Source organism: Chryseobacterium oryzae (assembly GCF_022811665.1).
In the GTDB taxonomy this organism is placed as follows: Bacteria; Bacteroidota; Bacteroidia; order Flavobacteriales; family Weeksellaceae; genus Chryseobacterium; species Chryseobacterium oryzae.
Window position 1 is genome coordinate 511974 of sequence record NZ_CP094529.1, and the last position, 13234, is coordinate 525207.

Sequence of the window (13234 nt, forward strand, 5' to 3'; positions counted from 1 at the left end):
ATTAAGTGTTTTCTTTTTCTTCATGGTTAGAAGACAATGTTTCCCAATCTTTATGGTCGAAATTCAAGTTGTCGAAAGCTAATAAATCCTCCTCTCTCTGGAGGATTTCTTTTGTGGTAAAGAGATGCATGTCTTCATCTTTGTTTGTTTTTGCCAGTTTTCTTACCGAATCTTTATCAATCGCCATAAATCTCTGTCCTAATCTTCTTGCGGCATATTTTCTCATTCCGGTTTCATGCAAAACATCAACCGCCATATCTACCGCTGTTCCTAAAGTTTCCCGGTAAATATTATCAATTCCCTGGTCAAGATAGGCATACGCATCAATTCTGTTTTTTGCCCGAACAAATATTTTTACATTGGGATACTGTTCTCGCACAAATTCTGCAATAAATTTATTATCATCAGGATCATCAAGACACAATACCAGAATTTCAGCATCTTCAATTCCTGCGGCTCTAAGTACGGGTAGTCGAGTGGCGTCACCATAATATACTTTAAAACCGTAGCTTCTCAATAGTTTTACACGATCCGAATCTCTGTCTAAAACAGTTGCGGAAATTTTGTTGGCTTTTAAAAGTCTTCCCACCGTACTTCCGAAATGTCCGAAACCAACAATGATAATTTTTTTCTGAACAATATTTTTATCAAGAATATTAAAATCGGAATCCGTATCTGGGATTTCTTTTATAAATTTTGGAGTGATTAATTTTTCGTTGATGATGAGCAGAATGGGAGTAATACACATGGTAATTGCTGTAACTGCCATCATTTGTGCATTAATTTCCGGAGTGAAAAGGTAAAGATCGGATGCATAATTAATCAATACAAAAGCAAATTCTCCAACCTGAGATAAGGCAAAGGCGTAAAAAAGACTCTGAGGATTATCAAGCTTAAAAAACTTTCCGATGGCAAATAAAACAAGAAACTTTACTGCCAAAACCACAAAAACAATGCTGAAAATAAGCACAGGATCTCGCTGAATGACATTAAAATTCATTGTAGAACCTACACTCACAAAAAATACGGCAAGCAATAGACCTTTAAAAGGATCGATCTGTGCTTCCAGTTCATGTCGAAATTCACTGTTGGCTAGCATGACTCCTGCGAGAAAAGCTCCCAAAGCGGGAGATAAACCAATGGCAACCATCAGTTCTGAAACTCCTATTACCAAAAATAAAGAAGACGCGGTGAGTAATTCTGTCATTCCGGCTTTAGAAACGTATCTTAAAAATGGAACAAAAACGTATCTTCCCAGTAAAATTAAAATAACAACCCCGAAAATTACCGTGCCTGCCTGAAGCCATTCAGGAAGTTTTTGGATAAGAATCTGAACTTCATTATCGTGATGTCTTGCTTTGTAATTTGCTATTAATGGTAAAATTGCCAAAATAGGAATTACAGCAATATCCTGAAACAATAGTGTAGAAAACGAAGCTTCTCCTGCCAGCGTTTTAAGATTGTTTTTTTCCTGAAGAGTCTGCAGTACAATTGCGGTGGAAGAAAGTGCAAAACACATGGCAATAGCAATAGATTTATCTACTTTCCATCCTGCCAAAACAAAAATTGCAAAAAGAATAGATATGGTTAAAACCATCTGTGTAAGACCTAATCCGAAAATTTTCTTTCGCATTTCCCAAAACTTTCTGGGTTCTAGCTCCAGCCCAACTAAAAAAAGCAGCATGATTACTCCAAATTCGCTGGCGTGCATAATGTCGTTTACATCATTTCCGGTAAGTTTCAGTATGTAGGGACCAATGATAATTCCACCTAAAATATATCCAATAACAGAACTCAAACCCAATTTTCTGGCTAACGGAACCATAATAATGGCAACGCCTAAGAATAAAAGAGTGTTCATGGCTAAAGTGGTTTCCATACTATTGGTTTAAGGTATCTACAAATTTCTTTTTCTGTAAAATAATTTCTTTTTTGGATAATTTATGGGCTTCGTAAACCACTGTAATATCTTTTACGTTAGCTTTAAAAACATTCAGGGAAACAATAAGTCCGCTGATGATTTCATCTATGGTATATTTATAGGTTCCGTTTTTCGAGAACGATCTTTCTTTTCCGCCGGTGGTTACTACAATATAAATATCTTTGTTTTCTAAAGGATTTATTTCTTCTCCAGTGAGCCAATTACGGTCCAAAACTTCATCGATCCACAATTTTAAAAGTGGAGGTATGCCAAACCAAATAATAGGAAACTGAAAAATAAAACGGTCATATTGCTGAAGTCTTTTCCGTTCTCTGAAAGCTGCAATATGAAAATCAGGATATTCTTCATACAAATCCCTAAGAGTAAAATGCTGGTGTCGAACGTAGAAATTAATCAGTTCTACATTTGAATTAGAATGTTCAAGATAAGGATGGGCAAAAACCACCAGCGTTTTTTTCATAGAACCCGTTTTTCGTAAATATAAAGAAAATTGCGTGAAATATGAATTGCTGTGGGAATATTAATTAAATTTTAATACTGAAATCTAGAAGAGATTTAAAATTATTTTTATTTCGAATATTAAAATTGGATATTTTTTGAACTTGTACTATAAGAGATTTAAAAATTACCATCCGCCCGAAGCACCACCGCCGCCAAAACTTCCGCCGCCGCCGAATCCTCCAAAGCCACCGCCTCCAGAACTGCCTCCACCGAAACTACCACCACCAAAACTTCCGGGGAAAGGGAAAAATCCGCCAGGATAATTTCTTCTGCCTCTTCTGCTTAGAGTAATGTCTCCATCATTATCGTTGCCACCGCCTTTGCTCATGATAATAATTAGAATGATGAAAATAATAAATGCAATAATAATCAGTTTCTCTTCATTGGAATTATTACTCTTATGTTTTTTTTCTAAAGGCTTGAATTTTCCCTGAACGGCTTCCATAATTGCCGATGTTCCGCCATTAATTCCATCATACCATTTTCCTTTTTTGAATTCTGGAGTAACAATATAATCTATGATCTGACCGGCAACTGAAGCTGTAAGATAAGGTTCCACAGCACGGCCTTGCTGTATAGAGATGGTTCTGTCATCTTTAGCAATCATAAAAACTACACCATTGTCTACATCTTTTTGCCCGATTCCCCATTTTTCGCCGAATCTGGCTGCAAGAAAGTTAATGTCTTCCCCATTAGTAGTGGGAATTATGATAACCTCTATCTCGGTGGAAGTAGAGTCTGCAAACTGGATGAGTTTATTGTTAAGATCATCTTTTTCTTTTTGTGTAAGAAGGTTTGTTTCGTCGTAGATAGGATATAAAACCGCTGGTTTTTCGGGAATTGTGTACTGTGCTGAAATAGTGTTATAACAGCAGATTACTAGAAAAAGTAGAAAAGTTTTAAGAGAATGTAATCTCATCTGGTAGTTCGTTGATGTTTTTTCCTTTTGATGGAAAATGTTTTTTCAGTTCTATTCCTGTTTTTAGAATAGCACTTTTTAAAGCCGGATAAAAATTTTTTTTAGCAAATTCGGAGGTAATATAATCGTGTAAATGATCCCAAAACGATTGATGTACTTTTTCATGAATCCCCGTATCACCAATAATGGTAAGGTATTTCTGTTCAAAGTTAACGTGAAAAAGCACAGCATTTTTTTCAGTGGTCTTGTCACGACAAAGAGTTTTGAAAACTTCAAATGCTTTTTCGGCAATTTTTTCATCGGTTGTAGAATCTATATGTACACGTATTTCTCCGGTAGAAAGACTTTCTGCCGACTGAATAGCTTCCACAAGGGAAGCTATTTGTTGGTCTGTTAAAAAACGATTCATTATTATTCTGTGAAAACGCTTGGTGCATTTTCTGCTCCCGCCTGAGCTTTAAATAAAGGTTTTTCTTTAAAATTCGTAAAATTTGCCAGAATATTATTCGGAAACTGTTTAATAGCGATGTTGTAATCTTTTGCAGCATCGTTATAATTCACGGTTTCTACTCTAATGCTGTTTTCTATAGCAATATACTCTCTTTGGAAATTAATGTATTGCTGATCTGCTTTTAAGTTAGGGTAAGATTCTACAACAGCCATCAATCTGCTTAAAGCTCCCGTTAGTTCTCCTTGTGCAGCCTGAAATTTCGCCATATCTTCTTCGGTTAAATTTGAAGGATTGATGTTGATAGATGTTGCTTTCGAACGTGCCTCTACCACTTTTGTTAAAGTTTCCTGTTCAAATTTAGAATACGATTTTACTGTTCTTTCGAGATTAGGAATTAGATTGGCTCTTTTCTGATAAACTGTTTGGATATTAGACCATTTTGCGTCTACCGTTTGCTCCTTGTCTACAAAATTATTGTACCCATTTTTAGCCCATAATCCTCCGATTAATAAGATAACTATAATTACAACTCCGATAATTATTGCGCTAATGCAACCTTTATTTTTCATAGTTTAAAATTTTTAATGCTTTTTGTGCTACTCAAATATACAAATTAAGTGCTAATTTTGCGTAAAAATTAATAAATGACAACAATTGTGGTTGCAATGGGAGAAAATAATGAAATTGGTTCTGATAATCAGTTGTTATGGCATCTTCCAAAAGACTTAAAACATTTTAAAGATTTAACTTCAGGTCATCCCATCATTATGGGTAGAAAAACCTACGAAAGTATAGGTAAAGCACTTCCTAACCGTACTAGTATTGTTGTTTCCAGAAAAAAAGACTGGTTTGAGGAAGGAATTTTAATTGTGGGAAGCATTAAAGAAGCTGTTAAATTTGCAAAAAAAATAGACGAAGATATTTTCATCATCGGTGGTGGTAATATCTACGAGCAGACAATAGATATTGCCGATAGATTGGAAGTAACTTTAGTAAAAGCAAGTCTTAAAGCAGATACGTTTTTCCCATCAATTGATGCAAAAATATGGGTGAAAACCGATGAGATTTGTCATGAGAAAGATGAAAAAAATCAATACGATTTCTGTTTTCAAACCTACGAAAAAGCTGAAATAAAATAGTTGGAAGAATTCTAAGCTTCAACATTTAGCTTCTAACCGCTAAATGTTTTATCTTTGCACTTCTTAAAATTTAATCATGAACAAAAACATAAAAATAGCAATAGCAGCAATTCTTATTTTGGGAGGTCTTTACATGATGTTTTATACCAGAAGTTTGGGATGGGGAATTGTTGTATTTATCCTTTCTGCTTTTCCTATATTTCTATATTTCAAGAATGAAAATATCTTACTTGCTTTCTGGCAATTGAGAAAACAGAATATGGAGAAAGCTTCCAAATTTTTAAATAATATTAAAAATTACAAAACAGAACTCCATAAAAACCAGTATGGGTATTATCATTATCTTCAAGGTTTGGTTTTGGCACAAGATCACCCTACAAAAGTAGAACCGTTGATGAGAAAGGCTTTGGAATATGGGTTGAATATGAAACACGACCGTGCAATGGCTACGCTTAATCTTGCAGCAGGAGCAATTTCTAAAGGTAGAAAACAGGAAGGGCAAAAACTTTTGGAGGAAGCGAAGAGATTAGATTCTGCAGGAATGATGACCGACCAGATTAAAATGCTGAAGGATCAGCTGAAAATGCCAACTATGCAGAAGCATATGCACAACCCGAATATGAGAAACAGAGGTAAATTCTTTTAACAGAAAAAGATTTTATAATACAAAAAACGGCATCATTTATTTGATGCCGTTTTTATTTTTTTAATCAGTTTTTACATTTCAGAATTATTTTCATATCCGTAAAACTTTGGGATTTGCCAATGGTACTTTACGGCAAAAGTTCGGATGGCAACGATGAGTAATATGGTGAAAATCTGTATAAAGGTGTAAGAAAGCATGGTGAAATTGGTGAGTAGCAAAAATGCTGTACCTCCAATTATACACGCACTGGCATAAATTTCTTTACGGAATATTAAAGGAATTCTGTTGAGGAGAATATCGCGGATAATTCCTCCAAAACAGCCGGTTATGGTTCCTAAACCAATGCAGATTATTGGATGAATTCCTGCATTAAGACCTTTTTGAACTCCAATTATGGTAAATAATCCCAAGCCGAAACTATCGAAAATAAACAAGGTTACTTTAAAATTCTTTTCCATAGATTTGAAAATCATAGCAAAAATACTGGTTCCTAAAATCAGTCCGCACGTTAGCAAATCGCGCATCCAGAAAACCGGAATGCCCAACAGTAAATCTCTAACAGTTCCACCGCCAACAGAGGTAATAAACGCAATAATAAGAACCCCGAAAGGATCCAGCCTTTTCTGCATTGCAGCAAAACTTCCCGACATCGCAAAAGAGATCGTTCCAAGAATTTCTATAATCAGATTGAAGTTTTCGTGCATTCTGAAAGCTGTTTATGAAGTATTTTCGCTGAATTTTCAGCTTTTAATTCAGTGAAGAATATTTTAAGTTGTTTATTTTTCAATTCTTACGGCTTCGGGAACCAAAAGTTCGTACTCTCCGTTATGATTGATGATTTCTCTTACAATACTGCTGCTGATAAATGATTTTCCTGATGAGGTTAAAAGAAAAACGGTTTCCAGTTTTTTGTGTGCCAAAGTTCTGTTGGTATGTGCAATGGCTTTTTCAAACTCGAAATCTGCGGGATTTCTGAGTCCGCGAATAATGTATTGAGCATTTTTTTCGAAGCAATAATCTACGGTAAGACCTTCAAAAAAATCTACTTCAACATTCGGGAACTCAGCAACAGAATTTCTAATGAACTCCATTCTTTTTTCCAAAGGAAACATGTATTTTTTCTGAGAATTTTGTCCTATTGCAATAATTAATTTGTCGAAAAGAGGAGCTGCTCTTTCAATAATGTCATAATGTCCTAACGTAATCGGATCAAATGATCCTGGGAAAACAGCAATTTTCATGCGCAAGAGTTTTAAGTTTCGGGTTTAAATTTCAGCCGAATACAACCAAATTTAACCTCTAATTCTAACTTATGTAATTATTATTTATTTAAAGCTTTCTCCACTTCATTACCGCAGAGATCTTTAATAGAAATTCCGTAAATTTTGGCTTGTTGCGGAAGAATACTTGCGGGAGAAAATCCCGGATTGGTATTCATTTCGAGCATGTAGGGTATTCCGTCCATCAAAATAAATTCACTTCTGGAAAAACCACTCATACCGAGAGAATTGTATGCTTTTTTAGCAATTTCTTCGATACGGATTTTGGTTTCGTTGTCTATTCTTGCGGGCGTAATTTCTTCGGAAGCTCCTTCATATTTAGCTTCATAATCGAAAAATTCATTTTTAGGAACAATCTCGGTAATTCCAAGAACAATAGTTTCTCCTTTGAAATCTATAACACCTACCGAAACTTCCATCCCGTTTAAGAAACTTTCAATTAAAATTTCATCATCTTCTTTGAAGGCAATTTCTGTAGCAGCAAGGAGTTCAGATTTTTCTTTAACCTTAGATATTCCTAATGAAGAGCCAGATTGGTTAGGCTTAACAAAAAGTGGTAACCCTAGATTTTCTGTAATTTCTTCAACATTAATTTCTTCGCCTTTTCTAAGATAAATACTTTTTGCAGAAGGAATTCCGTACTTAGAAAGAACTGCCAATGTATCTTTTTTATTGAATGTTAAAGCACTTTGATAGAAGTTGCACCCCGTATATTTCTGTCCGATAGCGTCCCAATATGCCTGTAAAATTCCGTTTTCTCCAGGACTTCCGTGGATGATATTAAAGCATACATCAAATTTTAGATTCGTATTACCGTCTAGATTTACAGAAAAATCTCCTTTGTTAATAGGTTTTTTCTCATTATTTTCATCTAAGAAATACCATTCGTCCTTTAGAACAACTACTTTATACACATCATACAACTCACGGTCTAAAGAATCGTAAATTAACTGTCCGCTTTTAAGAGAAACTTTATATTCGTCAGAATAACCGCCCATCACTACGGCGACTTGCTTTTTACTCATATCAAAATTGTCAATAAAGGCAAATTTAAACAAATTATGTTTGGTAATATGTAATTTTTTCAATTTTAAAATCTAAAATGGTTCTAAAAAAGAAAGGAGAGGTTCTAAATTTTGAATTTTAATTTGTAAGCGGATATTTGCCTTTTCCACGAAGATTTTTATTGCAGATTTTGGTTGGGAAGCTAAAATAAGTTTTCGGAATATTTTCAGATTTCGATTATTAATTTAAAACATCAATAAATTTCTTTCCTGCTTTGTTCATTTTTAGTAAATTTGTCAACCTTTAAACTTTTAAAAAATTAAATACTAAAAATAATATGAATCTTCACGAGTATCAATCAAAAGAGATTTTATCAAAGTATGGAGTAGCTATCCAACGTGGTTTCGTTGCAAACAACGTAGATGAAGCTGTAGCAGCTGCTGAAAAATTGACTGCTGAAACCGGAGCACAAGGATGGGTTGTAAAAGCTCAGATCCACGCAGGAGGTCGTGGTAAAGGTGGTGGTGTTAAGTTTTCTCCGAATATGGATAAACTTAAAGAAAACGCTCAAAACATCATCGGAATGCAGTTGGTAACACCGCAAACTTCTGCTGAAGGTAAAAAAGTAAATTCTGTTTTGGTTGCAGAAGATGTATATTATCCTGGAGAAACAGAAACTAAAGAATTTTACGTTTCTATCCTTTTAGACAGAGCTGAAGGTAAAAATACAATCGTATATTCTACTGAAGGAGGTATGGATATTGAGCATGTTGCGGAAGTAACTCCTCATTTAATTCACAAAGAAATTATTGATCCTGCATTGGGGCTTCAAGGTTTTCAGGCTAGAAAAATTGCTTTCAACTTAGGTCTTGAAGGGAATGCTTTTAAAGAATTTACAAAATTCATCTCTAATCTTTACGCTGCTTATACAGGAATTGATGCTTCTCTTTTCGAAATTAACCCTGTTTTGAAAACTTCAGACAATAAAATTATTGCTGTAGATGCTAAAGTAACTTTGGATGATAATTCATTGTTCCGTCACAAAGATTTAGCAGAACTTAGAGATACAAGAGAAGAAGATCCTATGGATGTTGAAGCTGGTGAAGCTGGTCTTAACTTCGTGAAATTGGATGGTAACGTTGCTTGTATGGTAAACGGAGCTGGTCTTGCAATGGCAACAATGGATATCATTAAATTATCTGGAGGTAACCCTGCAAACTTCCTAGACGTTGGAGGAACTGCAGATGCACAAAGAGTACAGACTGCTTTCGGAATTATCTTAAGAGATCCAAACGTAAAAGCTATTTTAATTAACATTTTCGGGGGTATTGTAAGATGTGATAGAGTTGCTCAGGGAGTTGTAGATGCTTACAAAGCTATGGGTAGCCTTCCTGTTCCGTTGATCGTAAGATTGCAGGGAACTAATGCTGTTGAAGCTAAAAAATTAATTGATGAGTCTGGTCTTCCGGTTCACTCTGCAATTACTTTAGAAGAAGCTGCTAATAAAGTAAAAGAAGTTTTGGCGTAAGAACCGAAATTTTAACAATATTACAAACCGTTTCAATTTTGAAACGGTTTTTTTATGTGAAATCTTTTAATTGTTCAATTATTTACAAGGTTAAAAACACTGCGTATAAAAGCAATTATTATACGAGAAACATTCAATGAGAAACTGAATCTGGAAACACTCATTAAAAATGCTTATTTTTGTAAAAATTTTGGAACATTATCCGAATTTAAATTTTTAAAACTTCCCTATGGAATTGATACACAGAAACCTCGCGATCGGAATTCACGATGCTTTGCAGGAAACTTTTTTTGAGAAAAATAAATATGCAGATAAAGTTATAGAAAGACTTTTAAAAGCCCATAAAAAATGGGGAAGTCAGGATAGAGCTGTTGTTTCTGAAATCTTTTACAATATCATCCGTTGGAAAAAACGTTTAGAATATTACATGGGAGAAGGAGTAAAGCCAAACAATGTTTATAAGCTAATGTTGGCTTATCTCTTGTGGAGTAAAACCAATTATAAAAAGTTTGAGGAATTCGACGGAATAAAAATCGCAGATATTCTTACCAAACTCAAAAAAGGAACTGTTCCTACCAAAGCTATAGAGCATTCTATTCCCGAATGGCTTGCAGAAACTTTGGAAAAGGAGCTGGGTTCTAAGTGGGAAAAAGAAATGATGGCATTAAATGAACAGGCTCCTACTGTTTTAAGAGCCAATTCTTTAAAAACAACTACAAAAGAATTAATTTCTGACTTATCTGATGAAAACGTAGTTTCTTATCCCGTAAGAAATTATCCAGACGCCGTTCAGCTTGAAGAAAAAAAGAATGTGTTTCTTACCACAGCTTTTAAAGAAGGTTTGTTTGAGGTTCAGGATGCTTCATCACAGAAAATTGCCTATTTTTTAGATGTTAAAGAAGGTCAGCGTGTTGTTGATGCTTGTGCTGGAGCAGGAGGTAAAACGCTTCATTTGGCTGCGTTAATGGGAAATAAAGGTCAGATTATCGCTTTGGATATTTTCGATTGGAAACTTGCAGAGCTTAAACGCCGAGCAAAAAGAGCGGGTGCTCATAATATTGAGACAAGAACGATTACAGATAACAAAGTAATTAAACGTCTTCATGAAAAAGCAGACCGTTTATTAATAGATGCACCTTGTTCTGGTTTGGGTGTTCTTAAAAGAAATCCGGACAGTAAATGGAAAATAGATCAGGATTTTATAGACAGAATAAAAAAAGAACAGCAGCAGATAATTCAAGATTATTCTAAAATGCTTAAAGTTGGGGGTAAAATGGTGTATGCAACCTGTTCTGTACTGCCTTCCGAAAATAACGAACAGGTAGCGGAATTCATTTCGAAAAATCCTAATTTTAAACTCATAAAAGACGAAAAAGTAATGCCAAGTGAAGGTTACGACGGGTTTTATATGGCGTTGATAGAAAGGGTTTCTTAATTTTAGCAATACAAAGACAAACTGCTTTATCGTTGGTAAAGTAGTTTTCTGTTTTAAAAAGGATGATACTCTTTCGTGATTTCCTGTTTCACGAAATCCTGAGAATAAAAAACTTCATTATAAAATTATTATTTATCTTTGCCTTAATATTAAAGTATTTTAAAATATGCTTAAATCACTTTTCAACTGGAAAGTTTTACTCAATTTACTTCTTGCTATAGGTGTTTTTGTAGGTCTTATTTACCTTACTTTCCGATGGTTAGAATATCACACCAATCACGGACAAGAGGTTCCTGTTCCTAACGTGATGAATAAATCGGTGCACGATGCTGTAAAAATATTAGAAGATGCCGGGTTAGATTATGAAGTAGACAGTGCTGCTTACGATCCTAAATACAAACCGCTTCAGGTTTTAAAAGTATATCCGTCTCCGGGATCCCGTGTAAAAGACGGAAGAGCAATTCAGCTTATGGTAAATCCTAAAAGCTGGGCTCCTGTTGCAATTCCGGATGTTATCAATAAATATTCTGGTCTTGCATTCCAAAGATTAGAACAGGTTGGTCTGAAGGTTTCGGATACTATCTATGAGCCAAGCATTCAGAAAGATGCCGTTTTAAGGATTTTGTTTAAAGGAAATCCTGTGAACCCTGGTACAAAAATCCCAAGATTTTCTTTGGTAGACGTTGTGGTAGGTTCTGGCCCTCTAAGAAATATTGGTGTGCCTAATGTGGTAGGATTAACGGTAAAAGAAGCTAAAATGGTTATTGCCAAAAATCTTTTCGAACTGGGTGCTGTAAACCATGAAGACGGAGGTAATAGTGATTCTGATATCGTTTATTATCAAGATCCTGCATCGGGAGATATTCGTGATCAGGGAATGCAGATAGATTTGTGGGCAAGTAAAAAAACGCCTGCCGAACTTCGCAGTAAGATTGATGAGCTTAATTCTATGTATCGTATGAAAGTAGATACCACACTTCCGCCCATCCGATATGAAGAAGTTTCGGAAGTAGAAGAACCAAAAATAAAGGAACCTGCACCTGTGGTTCATCAGAAAAAAGAAGTTCCAAAAACAGAAAATGCAAAACCTTCGGGCGGAACTTCAGGAAAAAGCAATACACCGGCTGAAAAACCTAAAGCATCAGCTACGCCTTCTTCGGGGACTCAGGAGAAACCCAAGGCGAAAAAACCAATTATTAATTAATATAATTTCAAATATAAATTACAGCTTCAACTGAAATAATGTTGAAGCTTTTTATATAAATTAATATGATGACAGAAGATAACGAAGAATTTTTGGAAGAAGAATTTTCAGATTCTCAAACATCCGATTTTGATGACGAAAACAAAGGCCTCTATGAGCATTTCAATATTACGGTGGATAGTAAGCAGGAGCCTTTAAGAATTGATAAATACCTGCAGATTTTCAGACAAAACTCTTCAAGAAATAAAATTTCTCAAACCTGCAGAGCAGGAAATGTTGTCGTAAACAATATTCCGGTAAAGCAAAATTATCGAGTGAAACCGGGTGACCAAATTTCTGTGTTACTCGCTCATCCTCCAAGAGAAAACGTTATTATTCCGCAAGATATTCCCATTAATATTGTATATGAAGATGATGATTTGGTGGTGGTCGATAAAGAAGCCGGAATGGTTGTGCATCCCGGATTTGGAAACTGGGATGGGACTTTAGTAAATGCCTTAGCTTTCCACTTTCAAAATAATGGCGAAAAATCTGATCTGGATAGAGTAGGTTTGGTGCACAGAATCGACAAAGATACCTCCGGACTTCTCGTAATTGCTAAAAACGAATATGCTTTAAGTTTTCTCGCTAAACAATTTTTTGAAAGAAAAACAAAACGCCTTTATTGGGCATTTGTCTGGGGAAATGTTCAGGAAGATCAAGGGACAATTACGGGGCATATTGGCAGACATCCGAAGAACAGAATGCAAATGTATACTTACGTAGACGGAAGCCAAGGAAAACATGCGGTAACGCATTACAAAGTGTTAGAAAGATTTAAATACATGACTTGGGTAGAGTGTAAACTCGAAACCGGAAGAACACATCAGATACGGGCTCATTTTAAACACATCGGTCATACATTATTCAATGATGAGAGATATGAAGGGAATGTAGCTTTAAGAGGGGTTAATCTCCCAAAGTATAAACAGTTCATTAAAAATGTTTTTGAAGTTTTACCAAGACATGCCTTGCACGCACATACACTTGGTTTTATACATCCCACAACAAAAAAGGAATTGTATTTTGAAAGCCCTATGCCTAAAGATATGGCGGATGCCGTAAAAAAATGGAGAAATTATTTAGAAAACTAAAAATATATTGAGATTTTTTTTATATTTGTTGAATTGAAATCAAGATTTGTT

General features: G+C 35.0%; 14 protein-coding genes. 6 read left to right on the forward strand and 8 right to left on the reverse strand.

What is annotated here, in order from left to right; genetic code table 11:
- Position 1 precedes the first annotated feature (1 nt).
- The 5 genes from MTP08_RS02395 to MTP08_RS02415 form a co-directional block, all read right to left on the reverse strand.
- Positions 2-1879, reverse strand: a complete 1878-nt coding sequence (locus MTP08_RS02395) for a monovalent cation:proton antiporter-2 (CPA2) family protein (RefSeq protein ID WP_243576904.1) — start codon at positions 1877-1879, stop codon at positions 2-4.
- 1 nt (position 1880) lies between these two features.
- Positions 1881-2402 (reverse strand): NAD(P)H-dependent oxidoreductase, encoded by a 522-nt coding sequence (locus tag MTP08_RS02400; RefSeq protein WP_243576905.1) that lies wholly within the window; start codon positions 2400-2402, stop codon positions 1881-1883.
- Positions 2403-2567: 165 nt separating this feature from the next.
- On the reverse strand, positions 2568-3362 hold the full coding sequence (locus MTP08_RS02405) for a TPM domain-containing protein (protein ID WP_243576906.1): 795 nt from the start codon (positions 3360-3362) through the stop codon (positions 2568-2570).
- Positions 3343-3774 (reverse strand): TPM domain-containing protein, encoded by a 432-nt coding sequence (locus tag MTP08_RS02410; protein ID WP_243577713.1) that lies wholly within the window; start codon positions 3772-3774, stop codon positions 3343-3345. The genes MTP08_RS02405 and MTP08_RS02410 overlap by 20 nt, the downstream gene beginning before the upstream one ends.
- Entirely contained in the window at positions 3774-4382 is a 609-nt protein-coding gene (locus MTP08_RS02415; RefSeq protein ID WP_209390885.1) for a LemA family protein, read from the reverse strand. Before MTP08_RS02415 ends, MTP08_RS02410 begins: the two co-directional genes overlap by 1 nt.
- Positions 4383-4457: 75 nt before the next feature.
- On the opposite strand from MTP08_RS02415, the gene MTP08_RS02420 reads away from it, so the two are divergent.
- Complete coding sequence (locus tag MTP08_RS02420; RefSeq protein WP_243576907.1) at positions 4458-4952, forward strand: dihydrofolate reductase; 495 nt, start codon at positions 4458-4460, stop codon at positions 4950-4952.
- Positions 4953-5028: 76 nt separating this feature from the next.
- Complete coding sequence (locus MTP08_RS02425) at positions 5029-5598, forward strand: DUF2892 domain-containing protein (RefSeq protein WP_243576908.1); 570 nt, start codon at positions 5029-5031, stop codon at positions 5596-5598.
- A 71-nt stretch (positions 5599-5669) separates the two neighbouring features.
- Here MTP08_RS02425 and MTP08_RS02430 read toward each other — a convergent pair whose 3' ends face one another.
- The 3 genes from MTP08_RS02430 to MTP08_RS02440 all read right to left on the reverse strand — a co-directional run bounded on the left by MTP08_RS02430 (position 5670) and on the right by MTP08_RS02440 (position 7903).
- Positions 5670-6302 (reverse strand): trimeric intracellular cation channel family protein, encoded by a 633-nt coding sequence (locus MTP08_RS02430; protein ID WP_243576909.1) that lies wholly within the window; start codon positions 6300-6302, stop codon positions 5670-5672.
- 72 nt (positions 6303-6374) lie between these two features.
- Positions 6375-6839 carry a pantetheine-phosphate adenylyltransferase gene (gene coaD / locus MTP08_RS02435; RefSeq protein ID WP_209390881.1) on the reverse strand — a complete coding sequence of 155 codons (465 nt, stop codon included), beginning with the start codon at positions 6837-6839 and terminating at the stop codon, positions 6375-6377.
- A gap of 80 nt (positions 6840-6919) precedes the next feature.
- A complete protein-coding gene (locus tag MTP08_RS02440) occupies positions 6920-7903 on the reverse strand; it encodes a D-alanine--D-alanine ligase (protein WP_243576910.1) in 984 nt (327 codons plus the stop codon).
- Between the two features lie 317 nt (positions 7904-8220).
- On the opposite strand from MTP08_RS02440, the gene sucC reads away from it, so the two are divergent.
- The 4 genes from sucC (at position 8221) to MTP08_RS02460 (ending at position 13183) form a co-directional block, all read left to right on the forward strand.
- Positions 8221-9411 carry an ADP-forming succinate--CoA ligase subunit beta gene (sucC, locus tag MTP08_RS02445; protein ID WP_209389097.1) on the forward strand — a complete coding sequence of 397 codons (1191 nt, stop codon included), beginning with the start codon at positions 8221-8223 and terminating at the stop codon, positions 9409-9411.
- A 229-nt stretch (positions 9412-9640) separates the two neighbouring features.
- Positions 9641-10846 carry an RsmB/NOP family class I SAM-dependent RNA methyltransferase gene (locus tag MTP08_RS02450; protein WP_209389098.1) on the forward strand — a complete coding sequence of 402 codons (1206 nt, stop codon included), beginning with the start codon at positions 9641-9643 and terminating at the stop codon, positions 10844-10846.
- Positions 10847-11012: 166 nt separating this feature from the next.
- Positions 11013-12050, forward strand: coding sequence for a PASTA domain-containing protein (locus MTP08_RS02455; RefSeq protein ID WP_243576911.1), 1038 nt, complete (start codon positions 11013-11015; stop codon positions 12048-12050).
- 68 nt (positions 12051-12118) lie between these two features.
- The gene (locus MTP08_RS02460) at positions 12119-13183 is read left to right on the forward strand and encodes an RluA family pseudouridine synthase (protein ID WP_243577714.1); all 1065 of its coding nucleotides are present in this window, start codon (positions 12119-12121) and stop codon (positions 13181-13183) included.
- Positions 13184-13234 lie beyond the last annotated feature (51 nt).